The sequence below is a fragment of the Thermorudis peleae genome (assembly GCF_000744775.1).
In the GTDB taxonomy this organism is placed as follows: domain Bacteria; phylum Chloroflexota; class Chloroflexia; order Thermomicrobiales; family Thermomicrobiaceae; genus Thermorudis; species Thermorudis peleae.
The window spans coordinates 439,599-459,493 of sequence record NZ_JQMP01000003.1; the positions used below are offsets into that span (position 1 = coordinate 439,599).

Below are 19,895 nucleotides of genomic sequence, written 5' to 3' on the forward strand. Positions count from 1 at the left end.
ACAAAAGGCGTATGTACGTACAAGCGGTATACGACAAAAGGCGTATGTACGTACACATGGCATACGACAAAATGCGTATGCCCAAAAGTGGTCGACTACGCCTTTTGTCGTATTCCCTCCGCGCGCCTTTTCCACTTGACTGGCCAGTGGATGGTGTTCGGCGAGTCCCGTCGCCTGCTATCCCCGCCTGTAGGCGACTGGGAGATTGGAGGGGTGATGGCTGGATTAACCGCAATTGTGGTCGGTTTCCTTGTCAGCCTGGTGCTCGCGCTGCTCTCGCTGGTCATCCTCTGGTATGCCGACCGCTACGAGAAGGAGCCGGTGCGGCTCGTGACCCTCGCGTTCGGCGGTGGCCTCATCGTGGCGCCACTGCTCGCCTGGCTCATCGAGTTGGCTTTTGGTGTACCAAGGACGCTCGCGCCGTTGCTCCTCGATCGCTTTCCGCTAACCGGACCGAATTACACCGGTGCCGCGATCGACGAGCTTGCCAAATGGGTCGTCCTGCTAGCTGTGACCTGGCGGTGGCGCGACGAGCTCGACGATGCGCTCGATGGCCTGGTTTACGGAGGCGTGATCGGCGCTGGGTATGCCCTGGCCCAGGCCAGCGTCTACTACGTCCAGTTGCTCGGGATCGCCTCGGTGGTTCGCCTGGACATCGGCACGATTTGGGCGCTTGCCCTGTCTGGGATGCTCAACTGTGTCTTCACTGGAGTCGCTGGTGCACTCATCGGCTATGGCGCTGGGTTGCTCAGTGGGCGGGGCGGGCAACTCGGGGGTGCGCTCGTCGGTTTGGTTGTCGCCGTGCTCTATCACCTCGGTTGGGTAGCTGTCGTGCGGCAAGGCGTCCCGGGGCCTGCTGCCCTCAGTGCTGCCCTGATCACGCTGCTGACCTGGGCGGGGCTGCTGTTTTTGGTGGGCGTGGTGATCTGGGCGCTCCAGCACGAGCGGGCTGTAATCCGGTGGGCACTAACCGAGGAAGTGCAACGCGGCGTGTTGACGGAGGCAGAGCTACGCCAGTTGCTCACTGGCGGCCATCGTCTTGGCGGTGGCGAGCGGGCGAAGCTCGCGGTCGAGTTGGCGTTTGCGAAGTGGCGGCTGGCTCAGGGGCGAGCAACGCCCGAGACAGTCACGGTATTGCGCGAAGAGCTCCAGACACGTAAAGCAGAAGGGGGAGCAGCATGAGTGAACAACCAATTGGCGCTTCAACGCAGCCATCCGGCACACCACCGTCAACTCCCCCGCCGCCCTCTCGCGGAGGGGGCGGCGTTGGTAAGGGGCTGCTGCTTGGGCTCGGTGGCGGCTGTGGCTGCCTGACGTTGCTCGGTATCGTGCTCCTGCTTCTCATCTTTCTGCTGGTGTTGCTCGGAAGTGGGGGCTCTAAGCAGGCGACGCCGACACCAGCGTCACCACCGCGTCCGACGGCGGTTGCTGCTGCAACGCCGGGTACCTCGACCGGTGGGCAGTCAGGAAGCCAGCAAGGCCAGCAGGGTCAACCAGGTAATCAGGGCGGGAGTCAGGGGAGCGGTAGCACCAGCGGACAGACGGGAACGAGCAGCCAGCAACCACGCAGCCTCTGTGATGTGTCACAACCACAGGGTGATGCCGACATCCAGGTCTGCCTTGCGCTCGGTCGAGTACAGAATGGAAAGGCTGTCGGCCTCTTCCCGGGCAACACGCTGACGTCCGCTGAGACGAGCCAGGCGGGGCTCCTGATCCAGGTCCGACAGGCACGGGCAACGGTATCGGTTGGCGTTGGGCTCTTCCGGCGAGGTGGTGAAAAACCCGAGCTGATTGGTGAGCCGGTTACCGGCCAACTCGGGCCCCAGGATCAGGATACGCTGATCGTCCTGCCGATTGGCGGGCAACTACCGGTCGGCGAATACATCTTTGGGCTCTTCCGTGAACAGCCCGATGGCACAATGCGGCTGATTGCCGCTCTGCCGTTTACGGTACGGTAGGAGGGTGAGGATGAGTACGCGTATTGGCCTCCACCGCAGTACGCAGTGGCTCGGGCTTGGCTGTGTGACCATCGTCATCTTCTTTGCGGGTTTGCTCTCGCTCCTGGCCAGCTTCCTGGAAGCCCGTGGCCATCTTGGGGTCTTCCTCTTAGCTAGCCTCCTGGCCATTCTCGAACCCCTGCTTTACGGCTGGCTTTTCCTCGCCATCGACTCGCGTGAACCTGAACCACTCCCCCTGATCCTCGCCACTTTCTTCTGGGGAGCAACGGTTGCGAACCTCATCGCACTCGTGCTCAATACCACCTGGTTCGTTCTTCTCCGTGCCATCTTCGGTTCTACCAGCCCCTTACCACTGCTCGGAGCGCTTTCCGGTGCTGGTCCGGTCGAGGAGACGGCCAAAGGGCTCGCCCTGCTCCTGGTCTACCTGACTGGCAACATCGACGGCCCGCTCGATGGCCTGGTCTACGCGGGAATGGTCGCCCTCGGCTTTGCTGCGGGTGAGGACATCGATTACTTTGCTCGTGCCTACCTGGGTGGAGGATTTGGTGGGCTCACGATCACCTTTTTCCTCCGGGTGCTGCTGACTGGACTCGCCCACCCGGTGTTCACCAGCTTCATCGGCTTGGGGCTGGGCTTTGCTCGCCAGAGCTCGAGCCGGGTGCGCAAGCTCGCCTTGCCCGTGCTGGGCTGGGTCGTGGCCGTAGCATTCCACTCCGCCTGGGATGTCTTGCTCGGCCTTGTTGACCTGCTTGGAAAGGCCGGTGTGGTGCTTGGCCTGATCCAAATTTTCCTCATTTACCCAGCACTCTGCCTGCTGGTCATCGGAGTGGAAGTGGCACTGGTGCTTCGGTTCGCCGGACGGAAAGAAGCGGCAGTCGTGCGCGAGCAGCTCGGCGCCGAAGTCAGTGCCGGTATAGCGACGGCCGAGGACGTGGCGGTGCTGAGCAGCGGGCTGGGACGGCGCAAGCGCGAACTCCAGGCGTTGCTGCGGGGCGGGCTGCGGCGCTGGCTGCTGCAGCGGCAGTTAGACGAGTACCTGTTGGACCTGGCGTTCGTGAAGTGGCACCGGGCGCAGGGAGATCGGCTGCCGCGCTGGTTGCGGGGGAGTAGCGAGGAGGAATGCCGGGCCAAGATTCTGGCCTTGCGCCAGGAATTGGGGCAATAGAAAGCAGTAACGTCACGCCAGCGTCTCTGGCTGCCCTTGACCCGCGCCCAAAGATCGTGCGCCTGAGCAGGTTGCCGGTTCTCGCGCAGGTCTGGGTTGTTATGGGGCTTGTCCTTGTGGTGGGCAGCGTCGTGGTGTCGGCGCTGCCCGACTGGCTAGCTCCCTCGCTGCCCGTCCCGTTGCCAGATGGCTCGGTGGTTGCATTCAGTTGGCCAGCCCTTGTGGTTGGCCTGGCGACGTTGCTCCTCGCCTGGACAAGTGCGCTGACTGCAGCGGCGCTCATGCGCTGGCCAGCCGGTATCATAACGGCTGGCGCTGTCCTCGTCTTCATGTATCCAGCGCTGCTCTGGCCACTAGATCTCCTGAGCGGCTTGCCCATAGGCGTAGCCGTTGTTGGCCTGCTCGGCGCCTATCTTGTCGTCCGCTGGAGTCTCGCTCGTGACCCACTCCTGCTTGTCCTGGACGGTCTGGTCTTCGGCGGCGTAGGGATTGCCCTGCTCGTTACCCTGGTCATGGCTAGCGCCCGTGGTGGCCTCACGGAAGCAGCTTCGTTCCTTGTCCTGGTCGCTGCCACCGCTAGTGTGCGACTGTTCCCCGTCCAGGCAACCTTGCTGTTCTTAACCGGTGTCGACCTTGCCGAGGTCAGTCAGTTCGTCGGTTACCGCCTCAGTGAACGACTGGCAGGTCGCTCGCGTCAGCTCGGCATCGGAATCAGCCTCGTGCTGCCGTTCGCCTGGGCAGCGATTTGGCTCTTCCAGACCGGCGGACGACCACGCCTGATCGAGCTTATCGGTGCGGGCGGCCTTGTCGCATACCTCATGCTTCTTTCTCTCTTGGCCCGTGGGCATCCCGGGCCGCCACTCGAGCCACGGCTCGGCGCCCTCCTTGTGCTTGCTGTACCCTATGCGGTCGGCACGGCAGTATCCGGACTAACGGTCGGAAGCCGGTGGTACGGCGCGGTTCAGTGGCTCGTCAACCCCGCCGTGCTCGCGCCGGCACTTGCGCTCTTCCTTGCGCCGTTCATGGCTTGGCGTGCCCGTGACCATCGCTGGCGTTGGTTGGCGGTCCTGGGTGCAGTTGGCCTGCTCTGGCCACTGACGGAACGAGGCTGGCTCTCCGTTGCGCCACTGAGCCTCGTGATGAGTGGCGTGATCGCAGCCGTTCTCCTCTGGCGCACCTGGCGCCGTTCATCTCCACTAGCGTCCCTTGCTCTTGGCCTCGGTGCAGCAGTAAGCCTTAGTGCTGCAATTGGAGCCGAAGGCTTGTACTACCAGCTCTTTCGTGGCCATCTTCCTGTGGCAGTGTCTGATCTGCTCTTTTTGTTCCAGTTCGGTTGGGTTGGCATCGGAAGACTCAGCCGGTGGCGACCGAGCGTTCCGGTGGCACGCTCTGGCCGGTTAGCCTATTGGGGCAGTCAATTGCTGGAGCGTGCCACCCTGTTTGGCGCGTTGCTTCTCGTACTCCTGATCCCTGCACTGACACTGCCGCGCGGACGCGCCGATGGCACTGGTGCGCCTGGGAGTTCAATGCTGGGGAATCTTACCCTCGTCCTGGCCATCATGCTGCTCTGGGATTTTGCCCTTTCTGGCGAACGATTTACCAATGGCGAGAGCGCAACCCTCCCACAGGTGAGCCGGGTGCTGCTCTACCTGGCCTACACCTGCAGTGTTCCACTCGGTCTCCTGTTTGGTGGAGTCGGTGAGGTAGGCCCAGGCATCTTCGCCGATGTCATTCCCGCCTGGGGATTACTCTATCTCGGTGTGCCACTGTTACTCGCAGACATCCTGAGTCTCTGGCACGCCCAAACGGATGCCCCAGAAGCCGAGTAATCGAGTTCGCTCTCATCGCCTGGAAATCATCGTGCGCAGCCGGCGTGTTCCGTCGCTCGCGTGGCCAAGAGCGTTTGCCGGGAGAGCAAAACCAGTTATTCCTCTGTACTCCTCGCGATGCTCTCCCGGCGTGGGAGCGACGGCCGGGGGCTACTGCACCACACGCCGCGACCGGGAGAGCATCGCGAACAGGCAGGATGCACCTGCGCCCCACATTGCCGCATGTGACAAGACAGTTGTCAAGACTTCGGACTCAGCATGAAGCGCTCCGCCTCAAGGGGCGCGCGGCCCTCGCAATACTGCGCGCCCCCTTGTGCTACCAGTCATCCCCCAGATCGTGTCCCACGCTGCTAGATTCCTGGTATCACCGCCACGGTCGGCTGAGGCAAGCGCTAGCGTACGCTGCAAAGATTTGTCTGCCGCCCCCTTTCACGGCTCCGTTTTGTCTCCTTTACCCTACCACCCATGCCTTCTGTTTCCCTTCCGATCCCATTCTCCTTCCATTCCGCGGCTCAAAACACAGCCTGGGAGATACCGACAGGGGGTATACTGATAGTGGGTGGGGAACAAGGAGCGAACATTGAGCGTTGACAGGAGGGACCGAGATGTGGATGTGGCCAATGATGGGTGGTTGGGGCGCGATGCCGTGGTGGGGTGCACTCATCATGACGCTATTCTGGGCTGTGATCGTCGCTGGGATTGTCGTATTCATCGTCTGGATCGTGCGCAATATCAGTGCCCACGCTCCCACCCAGGCTGGCCAAAACCGGGCGCTCGAGCTCCTCAACGAGCGGTATGCGCGCGGTGAACTCACACGTGATGAGTACCTGCAGATGCGCCACGACCTCGAAGGCTAAGAACAAGATACAGGCAGTGGGCCCTCTGCTCGCGAGCGTACCGTACTGTACCCAGTCCGCGTGCTTCCATCTCCCCGCAACGCCGCACATCAAGAACAAGCAGAGGGCCTGGTTTACTTACCTCAGGCCCTCTGCTACAGCGAACGTCGCGTACCAAGCAGGCTCTAGCGCCCTTGCTTCGCGTGCTGAATCGCCTTCCAGACCTTCTGCGGCGTCAGCGGAATATCGATATGGCGGATGCCAAACGGCTCCAGGGCATCCATTACCGCGTTCACGACCGTCGGCGTTGAGCCAATGGTCGCGGCCTCGCCGATCCCCTTGACCCCAAGCGGGTTTAGGTTCGTCGGCGTCACGGTGTAATCCGTAATATACGCCGGGAGCATGGTCGCGCGTGGTACGGCATAGTCCATCAGCGTCCCGGTGAGCAACTGCCCTCGCTCATCGTACTTGACTTCTTCGTAGAGCGCTTGCGCAATGCCCTGGGCCAGCCCACCATGTACCTGCCCTTCCACAAGCAAGGGGCTGACCCGTGGCCCGCAGTCGTCGACCGAGACGTACTTGAGGATCTTGACCTCGCCAGTATCTGGCATGACCTCGACCAGGCAGACGTGCGTACCGAACGGGAAAACCTCGTCAGGCGGCGCGAAGAAGTCGCTCGCCTCAAGCCCTGGCTCAATATCGGCGGGCAGTCCGCCTCCATAGGCCGCCGCAGCAATCTCCCGGAGCGTCAGCGCGCGGTCTGGCGCGCCCTTCACCCGGAATTTCCCATCGGCATACTCAATATCTTCGACAGCCGCCTCAAGCAAGTGCGCCGCAATCCGCCGCGCCTTCTCCCGCACCTTCTGAATCGCCCCAAGTAACGCCGATCCGCCAGTCACCAGGCTGCGGCTGCCCATCGTGCCGTTGCCCTGCGGCGTATTCGCCGTGTCCCCGTGATAGACAACGACTTCATCAAAATCCGCCCCAAGCTCATCAGCAACGATCTGGGCAAAGGTCGTCTCCTCGCCCTGGCCATGCGGCGAAATGCCGGTGAAGACACTCACCGCGCCGCTCGGCTCGACGCGCACCATCGCGCTCTCCCACGGCCCAAAGCCGCAGATCTCGACGTAGCTCGCAAGTCCAACCCCGAGATAGCGCCCTTGTTGCCGCGCCTCTGCCTGCTGGCGCCGCAGCCCCGCGTAATCAGCAACCTCAAGCGCCTTGTTCAGCGCCTTCTCATAGTCCCCCGTGTCATACCGCTCACCGGTTGCCGTCGTGTAGGGGAACTGTTCCGGCCGAATGAAGTTCTTGCGCCGAATCTCGGCTGGGTCCATCCCAATCTCGTCAGCGATGATATCCATCAACCGCTCAATGTAGTACGCCGCCTCTGGCCGCCCAGCCCCACGATAAGCTCCAACCGCCATCGTGTTCGTGTAGACACCATAGGCGTGAATCTCAACTGCCGGAATATCGTAGCAGCCAACCAGCATCGAGCCCGTTGTCGCCGGCAGGAACAGCCCACGTGGGTGCGATCCAAGGTTCTGGATAATCGTGGCACGAATCGCTAACACCTTGCCGTCTCGCCGCACCGCCGCCTCATAGTCAACCACCTGCTCCCGCCCATGGTGCGTATTCTGCAGGTGCTCGGAGCGACTCTCGACCCACTTCACCGGCCGGTTAAGCGCTCGGGCAAGCGCGGCCAGCACAAAGTCTTCTTGATACGTGCCAATCTTAATCCCAAACCCGCCGCCAACTTCCGGCGCAATCACTCGAACCAGGCTCTGCGGCAGACCCAACGCTGCCGCCAGGGCGTTCCGATTCCAGTGTGGGGCCTGCGTCGAACTCCACACCGTCACCCCACGCGTCAGCGGATCAGGCGCAGCCGCAATAGCCCGCGGCTCCATCGAAATGCCTGAAACACGCTGGCTGCGAAAACGCTGCTTAACCACAACAACATCTGGTTGACTGAACGCCCCCTCGACATCACCGTGCGTATGGTCCCACCGCGTGCCAATGTTGTTCTTGACACCGGGATACAGCTGCGGTGCCCCGTCACGCATCGCTTCTTCCGGGTCGACGACCGACGGCAGCGGCTCATAGTCAACCTGGACGGCGCCAGCGGCATCCTCAGCCACATAGCGGCTTTCAGCCACAACCGCAGCAATCGGCTCCCCAACGTAGCGTACGACCGTGCTTGCCAACGGCTCAGCCGCTGGCCCTGCCGATCCTTCGCCTCCACCTTCTCCTTCACCTTCGGGAGCTGTCACCGGCCCTTTGAGCCACTGCCGCAATTCCTTGGCCGTAATGACTGCAATCACGCCGGGCATCGCAAGCGCTGCCGACGCATCAATCCCGCGGATGCGCGCGTGCGGATACACACTCCGGACAAATGCGACGTGTGCCATGCGCGGCAACTGCAAGTCGTCGACATACATCGACGTCCCAGTAATCAGCCGGGGGTCTTCCTTCCGGCGGACACGCGCGCCGACATAATGACTGATGACCATATGGTCACTTCCCCCTTCCCTGTGCGCTCAGGGCGCCAGCTGTCCAACCCGACTCCGCATCATGCGTCTCCTTTGGCCATTCTACGGCCAACATCCCTCTCCTGTCGAGATGTTTCCCAACCCCCGCACGTGCACGTTGCCCCCATCTCTTGACAACCTCACGGAACAAGACTAGAATGCCGGTGACCAGACAACTTCCATGAGAGAGGAGATGCGGTATGGGGATGAGCGGCCACGATCAAGAATTTGTTAATCCTAGCATTCAACTAACCCGTCGTGCCGTGTTGAAAGGCTTGTTCGGTCTCGCAGGAGCCAGTGCTGTCTCTGGGTTGCTCGCTGCCTGCGGTGGAGGTGGCGGTGCTACCCCAACCGCAGCTCCGCAGACCGGTGGCGGCGTAACCCCAACGACTGCTGCCACGACTGCTGGCACGACTACGAGTGCGACCGCAGGTACCACGGGCGGGGCGACGCCGACAACTGCTGCAGCCAGCGGCTCGTGGATTGCTCGGGTGAAGGGTAAGGGTGGGCAGGTCTCTGTCGGCAGTAACCAGTCTGACCCACAACCCAAAGCTGGCATGGAGCAAGTCAATGCCGCATTCACCAAAGAAACTGGCGTCAATGTTAAGATGAACACCGTCGACCACGGTACCTTCCAGGATCAGATCACGTCGTACTTGCAAGGTACGCCGGAAGACGTCTTCACTTGGTTCTCCGGCCATCGTATGCGCTTCTTTGCAAATAAGGGCCTCATTGCTCCAATTGATGATGTCTGGAATGTCGTCAAATCGAATTTCACCGATGCCTTTGCCGTCGCCGTCACTGGTGACGACGGCCATATCTACGGCATTCCCGTCGACTACTATCCATGGGCCATTTTCTATCGGAAGAGCGTCTTCCAGGAACGTGGGTATAAGATCCCCAATACCTGGGATGAATTCAAAGCCCTCTGTGCACAGATGCAGAAAGATGGCCTTATCCCAATTGCCATGGCGGATAAAGACGGCTGGCCGGCCCAGGGGACTTTCGACTTCCTCAACCTTCGGCTCAATGGCTACGACTTCCACGTTGAGTTGCTCACCGGAAAGCAGAAGTGGACCGATCCTCGGGTGACCAAGGTCTTCCAGACCTGGAAGGAAATTATCCCCTACTACAATTCCGGCTTTGCCGGCATGACCTGGCAGCAAGGAGCCCAGTTACTCATTCAGAAGAAAGCCGGAATGTACGTCATCGGCCTTTTCGTGTCCCAAGAATTCTTCTCCGCTGGGCAGTCCGAGTTAGCTGACCTCGATTTCTTCCCCTTCCCGTATTTCGGTAACCAATATGATGCCGAGAAAGCCCTCGATGCCCCAATCGATACGATGAACATGAGTGCAAAGTCACCAACTCTCAAGCAAGATATGGATCAGGCGAAGGCGTACTTAGAGTTCTGGGCAAAGGGCTCGACGCAGCTCATCATGTTCAAAGCCACCGGTGGTGCAACGATTCCTACGGCAAACGATACCGATACCAGTAGCTATACGCCCCTCGTTCAGAAAGCCGCGGAAATCATCAAGCAGGCCAAGCGCATTACGCAGTACTTCGATCGTGACTCTCGCCCGGACTTCGCCGGCCCGAACGGGATGCAGAGCTTCTTGCTCACGTTCCTCCAAAATCCCAATGGCGATATCCAGGCGCTGCAAGCCAAGATGCAGAATTTCTGGGATTCGTTGCCGCCTGAGCAGTAAGAAGGTCTGCCATGGTCCGCTTTGGCTTATTGACCAAGCGCGATAAGGTGCTCCTCGCACTCATCGTCGCCTTTCTCGTCCTGCTTGATCTCGCCTTCATCTGGGGACCAACAATCGCGTCGTTTATCCTCTCCCTCACGAACTGGAACGGAATTGGCGCAATCACCGCGCGTTCTTTCGTTGGGTTGAAGAACTACGTTACCCTGTTCACCTCCTATCTCTTCTTTAAACCGGCGCTGCTCCATAACCTCATCTATCTCGGCGTTCTCGCCTTCGTTGCTACGCCGCTCGGCATCTTCTTTGCTGTCCTGCTCGATCGCGAGCTAGCCGGCACGCGCATTTACCAGACAATCTTCTATCTCCCCGTTGTGTTACCCCTGGTCGTCGTCGGCTTTATTTGGGAACTGCAGTACGCGCCAACCGATGGGTTTATCAATAATGCGCTCGGCCTTGTTAAGAGCAACCATATTATCGATTGGCTCGGCGACCCCCGTATTAACCTCTTCGCTGTGCTCATCGCAGCCAGCTGGCGCCACGTGGGATACATCATGGTCCTCTACCTCGCTGGCCTCAAAAGCGTTGATCCCACGCTCCGTGAAGCCGCTCGGCTCGATGGCGCCAACGCCTGGCAGACGTTTTTCCGCGTCGTCTTCCCTGTCATGATGCCAATCAACGTGGTCATTGCTGTCATCACGACCATTGAATCGCTCCGGGCATTTGACATTGCCTACATTATCAACCGCGGGAAAAACGGCCTTGAGTTGCTCTCAACGCTGATTGTCAACAACAGCATCAGTGAGGCCAACTTGATCGGTTTCGGCTCGGCAATCGCTGTCGTGTTGCTTGTTATCTCACTCGTGCCAATTGTGACCTTCCTCGTCACCATGGATCGGAGGATCGAATAAATGACGGTTGTCACGACTCCCCGAGTTCGGGCCCGCACGACACCAGCGCTGCTCCAGCATGTCAATCTTGCGCGCCTGCTGCTCCAAACATTCTTGGTCGTCATGGCAGCGGTTTGGCTGTTTCCGTTGCTCTGGGCGCTCTATGAAGCCCTTCGTCCCATCAGTGACACCACCAAGCGCGGCTACTTCTCCTTGCCCGGTCAGCCGCTCACCCTCGCGAATTTCGTCACCGCGTGGGACCAGGCAAATTTGCCCCACTATTACCTCAATACGCTCCTCGTCGCGATCCCAGGCGTCGTTGTCACGTTGCTCTTGGCGTCTCTCTTGGCATTTACCATTACAAAATTCAGCTGGAAGCTGAATCTCGCTGTCCTCATGCTGTTCACTGCCGGTAATCTTTTGCCGCCGCAAGTCATCATCATTCCGCTGTACTGGGTCTATCTCAAGACGCCGATGCCACATTTCCTCAGTGACAATGGCCTCTTGTATGACCAGTACATCGGCATTATCTTCATCCACATTGTGTTCCAGCTTGGATTCGCGACCTTCGTCCTCAGTAACTATATGAAAACACTCCCCAAAGAACTGACGGAATCGGCCTTGGTCGATGGCGCGGGCCTGCTCCGTATCTGGGCGAACGTGATCATGCCGCTTTGTCGACCAGCCTTAGCCGCGATGGCCACGTTGCTCTTTACCTTTATCTACAACGATTTCTTCTGGGCCTTGCTCTTGATGAAGTCCGGCAGCAAGCGCCCGATCGTCTCTGCGTTAAACAACTTGCAGGGTGAGTACTTTACGAACTACAACCTCTTAGCAGCTGGGGCCCTCCTCGCTGCGATCCCGTCAATCCTCATCTTCTTGGCCTTCCAGAAGCACTTTGTCCGTGGCCTCACCCTCGGGGCGACGAAAGGCTAGATCGCGATCGTGCCGTTCGTCGCCCGGTATCATCAGAACCAACACCGCTCCCGAGGCGTCAGCCTACTGAAACGCCTCGGGTAGCCACGCACGGTGCGCGGCCAAGAGCTCGTCGACCAACGCCGTAATTTGGTCAGGATCCAGCTCTGCCGCAGTGTGCGGATCAAGCATTGCCGCCTGGTAGACCAGCTCCCGCTTCCCGGTCAGCGCCGCTTCAACAGTCAACGCTTGCACATTGATGTTCGTCTGTATCAATGCCGCAAGCTGCGGCGGCAGCGCCCCAACATGCACTGGCTGCACCCCATTGCGATCAACCAGACACGGCACTTCCACACAGCAACCCGCTGGCAAGTTGTCAATCAGCCCCGTATTCATCACGTTGCCGTTGATCACCCGTGGTTGCCCTGTCTCGATCGAGTGAATAATGAGCGCCGCATATTCCTCCGAACGCGTAAGCTGCCCGCTCTGGGCCTCTTCCGCCCACTGCGCGCGAAGTCGGGCTGCTCGCTCATACTCGCCAGCTGCTTCCAGTTTGGCAAGTTGCCGGGCACGCCGCGCTTCCTCATAGCGGTCGAATGCCGCCGGATCCGGATCAAGCAAGGCAGCGCGCATCTCCATCCAATCAGCAATCTGCGCCTCACAACGCCGCGGGTACTCGTCAAGCGGAATATTGAAGCGTTCGATCAGATCAGGTCGATCTCGTTTGATGTACCACGGCACATACTCCGCAAAATGCTCGCTCGATTCCGTGACGAAGTAACCAAAGCGCCGAAACACATCGAAGCGCACGCGGTCGTGATCTGGCACCTTGCCCTCCACGAGCAGCCGGCGGAGTTCCGGATAGAGGTCTCGCCCCTGATGCTCGAAGCGCAGATAGAACGCCAGATGGTTGATCCCAGCACAGACATAACTGACTTCATCCGCCGGAATACCGAGCAAGCCCGCCAGGTAAGCAGCTGTGCCCTGCACGCTGTGACACAGCCCAACCGTCTGAATCCGGCTTCCCCGACTGACCGCCCACACCAGCATCGCCATCGGGTTCACATAATTGAGTAGCCATGCCTCCGGGCATACTGCTTCCATCTCATGTGCCACGTCCAGCATGACGGGAATCGTCCGCAACGCTCGCATAATGCCGCCAATGCCCAGCGTGTCGCCGATCGTTTGCCGCAGCCCGTATTTCTTCGGAATCTCGAAGTCGACCACCGTCGCCGGACGGTAGCCGCCAATCTGAAACATCGTCAGGACATAATCCGCACCGTCGAGCGCGCGGCGCCGGTCAGTCGTCGCTTCAATCCGCGCGTGTGCGCCCGCTTGCTCGGCAACGCGGTGTGCCACGCGCTCTGTGTCGCGCAACCGCTCTGGATCAATGTCCATGAGCGCAATCGTTGCCTCGCGTAACTCTGGAAAACTAAAAATATCCCGCAGTAACGTGCGGGCAAACACCGTGCTCCCTGCGCCGAGAAAGGCGATCTTCACCATCGCCCAATTCCTCCGCTCATCCGGTCATCGCTCTTCAGCGGCATTATACCCAGGCGTTGACAACGCGCAGCAGAACTGGTTCACTGCCACACAATAGCTGGTGCGCAGAATGGTTCGAGAGCACGAGAGGACAACCGATGGCTGAGCGAGCGGACGTGGTCATCGTTGGGGCAGGGGTCAACGGAGCCAGCCTGGCCTTCCATCTCACTGCCCTTGGGGTGCGTAATGTGCTCGTAATTGAGCAGCGCTACATCGCAGCCGGCGCAACAGGCAAATCCGGCGCGCTGGTGCGCATGCACTACACGAATCCCCACGAAACCGCGCTCGCGCTCGCCAGCCTCCGCCAGTTCCAGGCTTGGCCCGACCTCGTTGGCACGCCGTCCCCGCTGGTGCGCACCGGCTTTGTCCAGCTCGTTCCGCGCTCCTACGCCGACGACCTTCGCTCCACCGTAGCCATGTTGCGAGATGTTGGTGTCGACACCGTGCTGCTCACCGCCGACGAACTCCGTGAACTCGAGCCCGCCATCGCCCTCGACGACGACCCCGCGATCGCCTACGAGCCCGAAAGTGGCTACGCTGATCCCTATGCCACTGCGTGGGGCTTCCTCACCCGCGCGCAGGAGCGCGGTGCGCGCCTGTGGGAAGGGGTCACCGTCCTTGGTGTCCGTCACCACGGCGATCGCGTTCTCGGCGTCGAGACAACCCGCGGCCCTGTCGATGCTCCGATCGTCGTGCTCGCGCCTGGTGCGTGGGCAAATCGCCTGCTCCAGCCGCTTGGCATCGATCTCGGCCTCGAGCCGCATCGCGTCCAGGTCGTCCTCTTCCGCTGGCCTGGCACGTTCCACCAGCGCCTGACCTACATCGATGCCGGACTCAACCTCTGGTTCCGTCCCGAAGGCACGAACCTCACCCTGAGCGGTGTCGAAGTCGCCGTGCGGAATGCCGACCCCGACACCTATCAGGAAACGGGTGATGCCGAATTTGTCAACCCAACCCGGCAAACCCTTGCTCGGCGGTTCCCTGCACTCGCAGCAGCGCCGCTCCGTGGCTCTTGGGCCGGCATCATCATGATGAGCCCCGATGGCCATCCCATCATCGATCAACTGCCTGGCTACCAGGGGCTCTTTGCTATCCTTGGCGATAGCGGTACGTCCTTCAAGACTGCGCCTGCCATCGGCCGCTGCCTCGCCGAATGGATCGTCGAAGGGCAACCACGCACCGTCGACCTCACGCCATTCTCCGCTCGCCGTCTCCTCGAAGGCCGCCCCTGGCGTGATCCCACAAACTACGGCCGCGTTCGCCCAACAATTAGCCGCTAGCAGGCAGTGCCCAACGACCGCATCCCCTCTCGCTTATGGAAAGGCTCCCTCAGGCGTCATATCTTCGTATTCCTCACCGGGTGCTTGCCAGATCGCGCGTACAGCCCAGTCGAAGTGATCGGGGAGGAAGTCAAGCTGGCTCCAGGGAATCCAAACCGTAAAGGCAAGCCCGTCCCACGACCCATTCACCCCACTCAGGCCACGCCGTTCCCCATTTGCAACGCCCCAGATCTTCCAACCCGCCTCGGTGCCAATAAGGTCAATCGATGCTGCTTGCCCATTGATCAGGACGTGGTACTCAAGTCGCTCATCCGGTCCCAAGTTTTCAGGAATTGGCCCGGCGGCTTCAAAGACAATCCGTAAAGTTTGTCCATCGCTTTCAAGCGTCACGGCCGTCAGGTCGACTGGCAAGTCAATCGGCGGCGTGTGCTGACAGGTGTAGTCGCAGGCATCGCCAAGCTCATCACTCACCCGGCTATACGTGCTCGGCCGCTCCGGAGGCCGCGGCTTTGGTGTTGGTGTTGGCGGCGGTGGTGGCGGTGGGGTTGGCGTCGGCGGTGGCGGTGGCTTGGGAGTCGGTGTTGGTGTCGCCGTTGGCGGCGGAGGCGGTGGCGTTGGCCTCGCTGTCGGTGGTGGTGGGGGAGTCGGCTGCGACGTCGGTGACGCCGGAGCCGTCGGCATAGCGGTCGCCGCTGGACTCGAGCGTCCGGTCGCCGTTGGCGTTGCCAGCTGAAGTGTGCCGAAGAATTGGGGCGTTGCTGTGGCTGTTGGTTGGGCAGCGGCTGTCGCCAGCGCCTGGGCTGTCGCAACAACAGCCGGTGGTAAGGTCGGGCTTGGCACAGGCGGCGGCGTGCTTGGCCCTGAGACAGCGCAGCCGCTTGCCAGCCAGCTCGCAATCCACAGCCAGCACCATGTCGTGCGTGTGATGCGCATACGTCGATTCCCTTCTCCAGCAGAAGTGCGGTACTTCCCCCTGCCACTCTATTCCGCACGTGCGACCAAGGGAATACGACAAAGCGCGTAGTTGCCGGGTGTACGTACTACGACAAAGCGCGTATTTTATGTTGGCATCCTTTATATTTCGTTCTTGTCTCTCCCCAGAATGCCGATGGAACGCGCGAGGAACCCTCGGAGAAGGCGTGGCTGCTAGTTTCCAGAGAGCAGTTGAGGCCAGCACGAAAGGGGGTACCGTGAAATGGCGCTGAAATGACCGCCTCGAGCCTCTTCTGAGGCTACTCCAGACGACACTGATGTATAGCGAACGGGGCAAGGATCTTGTCTACGCAAAGGAGCACACACAATGCAGTCACTCGACCAGACACAGCTTGCAACCCTGCGCGAGCGACTCCGCGGCCCAAGCGTTCTGCCCAATGAGTCAGGCTATGATCTCGCCCGGAGTGTCCACAACGCGATGATTGACAAGCGTCCAGCGCTCATTATTCAGGCGGCCAATGTTGCCGATGTCCGCGCGACTGTCCAGTTTGCCCGTGAACAGGAACTCCCCCTCGCGATCCGCGGGGGCGGCCATAACGTTGCCGGGCTTGGCACCTGTGATGATGGTATCGTCCTTGACCTTGGCCATATGCGCGGGGTGCGAGTTGATCCACAAGCCCGGCGTGCCTGGGTTGAAGGAGGTGCAACCTGGGGCGATGTCGATCACGCCACCCATGCCTTTGGCTTGGCGACAACAGGCGGCATTATCTCGACGACTGGCGTTGGCGGGTTAACGCTTGGCGGCGGAATTGGCCATCTCTCCCGGCGTTTCGGCTTGTCGATTGACAACCTCGTCGCGGCCGATGTCGTTACTGCCGATGGGCAGTTCATCCACGCGAGTGAACATGAGCACCCGGAACTCTTCTGGGCCCTGCGCGGTGGTGGAGGAAACTTCGGCGTCGTTACCGCCTTCACCTTCCAGCTCCATCCAGTCGACACGGTCTTCGGCGGCTTCATCGCCTATCCGATTGAGCGAGCAGCTGAAGTCTTGGCCAGCTATCGCGCGTTTATTGCCGATGCGCCGCGCGAGGTCAATGCCTTCTTCGGCTTCCACCTCGCACCACCAGCCGATTTTATCCCCGAGTCCGCACGACTGAAGCCAGTGGTGCTGATCGTTGTCTGCGCGATTGGTCCACTGGACGCTGCTGAGCAGGCCGTCCGCCCACTGCGGGAATTCGGTCCCCCCTTGCTCGATATGCTTCATCCCCTACCCTATCCGGTGCTAAATAGCCTGTTTGACGCATTCCTGCCCCATGGGCTCTTCCAGTACATGAAAGCCGGCTTTGATGCTGCATTGACCGACGCAGCCATCGCCGTGCATGAAACCTATGGGCCGGAGGTGCCGTCGGTCCCATCCATAGTGCACCTCTATCCGATCGGCGGGGCAGTTGCCGAAAAGCAGCCAGCCGACACCGCCTTTAGCTACCGTGATGCTGCGTTTATCCATACCATCCTTGCTGCCGAAACTGATCCAGTTGCTCTGCCTGCTGCAATGCAATGGGTGCGCGACTACTGGTCAGCCCTGCAGCCCCATGCGATGAAGGCCACCTACGTCAATTTCCTGATGCAGGATGAGGGAGACGATCAGGTTCGCCAGACTTATCGCGACAACTTTACGCGACTGCGCCAGATCAAGGCACAGTACGATCCGACCAATCTCTTCCGCGTCAATCACAACATTCCACCGGCAGCCTCGTGACTGGTCGCAAGGAGGATACCATGTTTGGGACTGTTGCCCAATTGCATCCAAAACCCGGACAAGAACAAACCCTGCTCCAGCTGAGTCAGACTTGGCGGCGTGAGCGTGGGGCAAAGCTCCCGGGCTTCGTCGCTGAGTACCTGTTTCGCTCCGTTTCCCATCCTGGAGAATACACCCTCGTCGTGCTCTTCACTGACCGTGCCAGCTATCAGGCGAACGCGGCCGATCCGGAGCAAGACCGCTGGTATCAGCAGATCCGTGCCTGCTTAGTTGCCGATCCGGAATGGAACGACGGGGAAGTCGTCCCACTGGCCTAACCCCTCGCTGCTGCAGGAAAGCTCCCCTACCCGCCCTCACTCCATCCTAGTCAAACGACGAGGATGGAGTGTCGTTCTCGCACACCAGAAAAGGGAAGAATGACCTATTCCACTTGTTGCCCCATAATGCTACACTCATCGTACTAACAGCATGACGGTGAGAGGAATGCACGATGGACGAGTCGGTTGCTCGCCTGCCTGATGCAACCACACTCGGCTGGGTGCGTCTCCGGGTGCCGAACCGTGAGCGTGCTTTAGCCTTCTACCGTGACATGCTCGGTTATCTCGTTACGGAGGAGACCTCGGGTGTCCTCGCGCTGCGCCCCGAAGGCGGCGGCCGCCCCCATTTCCTCCTCCACGAACAGCTCGGCATCCGCCCGCGTGTGCAGTCGGCCGCCGGCCTCTACCACACCGCCATCTTGTTACCCGATCGTCGCTCCCTTGCCCGCCTCATCCGTCACCTGCTCGACCGACAATGGCCGCTTACCGGTGGAGCTGATCACGGCGTGAGTGAAGCCTTCTATCTCGATGACCCCGATCATAACGGCCTCGAACTGTATGCTGATCGCCCCCGGGATCTCTGGCCTCGGGCCGCTGACGGCAGTATTGCCATGTATACTGACCCGATCGACCTTCCGAGCTTGTTCGCTGAACTCGGTGACCACCCAGCTCCCTGGACGACAATGCCGGCAGACGCGCGCGTCGGCCATGTTCACCTCCAGGTCACCGATCTCCGCAAGGCCGAGCACTTCTATTGCGACATCCTCGGCTTCACCGTCATGCAGCGCAGTTATCCCGGCGCCCTTTTCGTCTCCGTCGGCGGCTATCACCATCATCTCGGCCTCAATATCTGGCACAGCCGTCATGGCGATCCACTCCCGGCGGATACTGCTGGCTTGATCAGCTTTGCGCTCGTCCTGCCGGATCGCACCTCCTGGGATGCTGCGCTCGCGCGACTCCAGCAGGCCAAGCGACCAATTGAAGACAACTTGCGCAGCGAATTAGGCTACGGCGCGCGTACCCGCGACTTTGACAACATCGCCGTCGAACTCTGGTATCCTGCCTAGTCGTCGCAAAATCGATTGGCGGTTTTTGCCGCCCAAAGTGCATTGATAAGAATAGAAGGGGAAGACAAGAGGCAGTCTCCCCCGTGCCCGCATGCCGCCAGCTGTCCCGATCCTGCTCGGTTGATGCCTTCCCGAGTGTACCCCGCCTGCGTTCGTTCACGCGCCACTACGCTGTGCGCACGCCGCCCTGGAACGCACGCTGGAGCGCCGCCGCGATCTCTGCCCGCGCCCGCTGGCTCACTGACGCCTGCGGCGCAAACCCGTCAAACCCGTGAAACGCGCCTGGGTAGACATGGAGTTCCGTCGCAACGCCGGCCTGCAGCAGTCGCTGGGCATACGCAATGTCTTCATCCCGGAAGAGGTCGCATTCGCCGACCATGACATAGGCTGGCGGGAGCCCCGTCAGATCCTCAGCTCTGGCCGGTGCAGCATACGCCGGAACGTCAGCGCTGCCCGGCTCTCGCCCAAGATAGGCCCGCCAGCCAATCAGGTTCAGCTCCCGCGTCCAGATCAATCGCCGATCCGTCACCTCGTAACTCGATGGCGTTTGGTTCCGGTCATCCAGCATCGGGTAGATCAGCAGTTGAAAGGCCACGGATACCTCGCCGCGGTCGCGCGCCAACAGCGCCAACGCAGCCGTTAACCCGCCGCCAGCGCTTGCCCCGCCGATCGCAATCCGCTGTGGATCGATTCCCAACGCCGTTGCTTCATCCCACACCCAGCGTAAGGCGGCATAGCAGTCCTCAAGTGGTGTCGGATACGGATGCTCCGGCGCCAGCCGGTAATCGACCGAGACGATCACACACGGCACCTGCAGCGCAAGCGGCACAAGCCGGTAGTCCTCTTGCGCAACGGTGCCCATGACGTAGCCGCCGCCGTGAATCCACAGCAATGCAGGCGCTGGGCGCGCAACGCCCTCCGGCTGATACAGTCGAACGGGTATCGCTGGCCGGTCGCCCTGCGCAGGCACCTGCGCGTCGCTGATCGTCACCCCTGCTGGCAGTGGTGGCGCCTGAGCTGCCAGCCGACGCGAACGTTCGAGCGCCGTAATCCGTGCAGCTGGAATATCGTGTAAGTCGACCAGCCATTCTTCCGGTAGTGCTGCCAGGGCTGCGGCGAGTTCAGGGTCAAGCCGGTTCAGCATCGCTATCCCTTCTCCTCTCTTCCGGCACAAGGCGA

The 19,895-nt window shown here is 60.7% G+C and carries 16 protein-coding genes; 12 read left to right on the plus strand and 4 right to left on the minus strand.

Annotated features, from left to right (window positions below; translation table 11 throughout):
• Nucleotides 1-216: 216 nt before the first annotated feature.
• The 5 genes from N675_RS05010 to N675_RS05030 all read left to right on the plus strand — a co-directional run bounded on the left by N675_RS05010 (nt 217) and on the right by N675_RS05030 (nt 5,809).
• Complete coding sequence (locus N675_RS05010) at nt 217-1,182, plus strand: PrsW family glutamic-type intramembrane protease (protein WP_038038348.1); 966 nt, start codon at nt 217-219, stop codon at nt 1,180-1,182.
• Entirely contained in the window at nt 1,179-1,958 is a 780-nt protein-coding gene (locus N675_RS05015) for a hypothetical protein (protein ID WP_038038350.1), read from the plus strand. The genes N675_RS05010 and N675_RS05015 overlap by 4 nt, the downstream gene beginning before the upstream one ends.
• A 10-nt stretch (nt 1,959-1,968) precedes the next feature.
• Nucleotides 1,969-3,123: a PrsW family intramembrane metalloprotease gene (locus N675_RS13595; RefSeq protein WP_051914205.1), complete on the plus strand. Its 1,155-nt coding sequence runs from the start codon at nt 1,969-1,971 to the stop codon at nt 3,121-3,123.
• Entirely contained in the window at nt 3,078-4,952 is a 1,875-nt protein-coding gene (locus N675_RS05025; RefSeq protein WP_038038351.1) for a hypothetical protein, read from the plus strand. The genes N675_RS13595 and N675_RS05025 overlap by 46 nt, the downstream gene beginning before the upstream one ends.
• 605 nt (nt 4,953-5,557) lie before the next feature.
• A complete protein-coding gene (locus tag N675_RS05030) occupies nt 5,558-5,809 on the plus strand; it encodes an SHOCT domain-containing protein (protein WP_231577937.1) in 252 nt (83 codons plus the stop codon).
• Between the two features lie 164 nt (nt 5,810-5,973).
• On the opposite strand, the gene N675_RS05035 is transcribed toward N675_RS05030, so the two are convergent.
• On the minus strand, nt 5,974-8,295 hold the full coding sequence (locus tag N675_RS05035; RefSeq protein WP_038038352.1) for a xanthine dehydrogenase family protein molybdopterin-binding subunit: 2,322 nt from the start codon (nt 8,293-8,295) through the stop codon (nt 5,974-5,976).
• A gap of 218 nt (nt 8,296-8,513) precedes the next feature.
• Here N675_RS05035 and N675_RS05040 point away from each other — a divergent pair, with 218 nt between their 5' ends.
• The 3 genes from N675_RS05040 to N675_RS05050 are packed head-to-tail and all read left to right on the plus strand — an operon-like array spanning nt 8,514 to nt 11,839.
• Nucleotides 8,514-10,019, plus strand: coding sequence for an ABC transporter substrate-binding protein (locus N675_RS05040; RefSeq protein ID WP_051914206.1), 1,506 nt, complete (start codon nt 8,514-8,516; stop codon nt 10,017-10,019).
• Between the two features lie 11 nt (nt 10,020-10,030).
• A complete protein-coding gene (locus N675_RS05045; RefSeq protein WP_038038353.1) occupies nt 10,031-10,924 on the plus strand; it encodes a carbohydrate ABC transporter permease in 894 nt (297 codons plus the stop codon).
• Nucleotides 10,925-11,839 (plus strand): carbohydrate ABC transporter permease, encoded by a 915-nt coding sequence (locus N675_RS05050; RefSeq protein ID WP_081886875.1) that lies wholly within the window; start codon nt 10,925-10,927, stop codon nt 11,837-11,839.
• Nucleotides 11,840-11,902: 63 nt separating this feature from the next.
• On the opposite strand, the gene melA is transcribed toward N675_RS05050, so the two are convergent.
• Nucleotides 11,903-13,321 (minus strand): alpha-glucosidase/alpha-galactosidase, encoded by a 1,419-nt coding sequence (gene melA, locus N675_RS05055; protein ID WP_038038354.1) that lies wholly within the window; start codon nt 13,319-13,321, stop codon nt 11,903-11,905.
• A 137-nt stretch (nt 13,322-13,458) separates the two neighbouring features.
• On the opposite strand from melA, the gene N675_RS05060 reads away from it, so the two are divergent.
• Nucleotides 13,459-14,640 (plus strand): NAD(P)/FAD-dependent oxidoreductase, encoded by a 1,182-nt coding sequence (locus N675_RS05060; RefSeq protein ID WP_038038355.1) that lies wholly within the window; start codon nt 13,459-13,461, stop codon nt 14,638-14,640.
• A 33-nt stretch (nt 14,641-14,673) separates the two neighbouring features.
• Here the strand turns inward: N675_RS05060 and N675_RS14270 are convergent, their stop codons facing one another.
• Complete coding sequence (locus N675_RS14270; RefSeq protein WP_038038356.1) at nt 14,674-15,573, minus strand: hypothetical protein; 900 nt, start codon at nt 15,571-15,573, stop codon at nt 14,674-14,676.
• 367 nt (nt 15,574-15,940) lie between these two features.
• Here N675_RS14270 and N675_RS05070 point away from each other — a divergent pair, with 367 nt between their 5' ends.
• The 3 genes from N675_RS05070 to N675_RS05080 all read left to right on the plus strand — a co-directional run bounded on the left by N675_RS05070 (nt 15,941) and on the right by N675_RS05080 (nt 18,716).
• Entirely contained in the window at nt 15,941-17,332 is a 1,392-nt protein-coding gene (locus tag N675_RS05070) for an FAD-binding oxidoreductase (RefSeq protein ID WP_038038357.1), read from the plus strand.
• Between the two features lie 20 nt (nt 17,333-17,352).
• Nucleotides 17,353-17,649: a putative quinol monooxygenase gene (locus N675_RS05075; protein ID WP_038038358.1), complete on the plus strand. Its 297-nt coding sequence runs from the start codon at nt 17,353-17,355 to the stop codon at nt 17,647-17,649.
• 173 nt (nt 17,650-17,822) lie between these two features.
• Nucleotides 17,823-18,716, plus strand: coding sequence for a VOC family protein (locus N675_RS05080; RefSeq protein ID WP_051914208.1), 894 nt, complete (start codon nt 17,823-17,825; stop codon nt 18,714-18,716).
• Nucleotides 18,717-18,882: 166 nt separating this feature from the next.
• Here the strand turns inward: N675_RS05080 and N675_RS05085 are convergent, their stop codons facing one another.
• On the minus strand, nt 18,883-19,860 hold the full coding sequence (locus N675_RS05085; RefSeq protein WP_231577938.1) for an alpha/beta hydrolase: 978 nt from the start codon (nt 19,858-19,860) through the stop codon (nt 18,883-18,885).
• Nucleotides 19,861-19,895 lie beyond the last annotated feature (35 nt).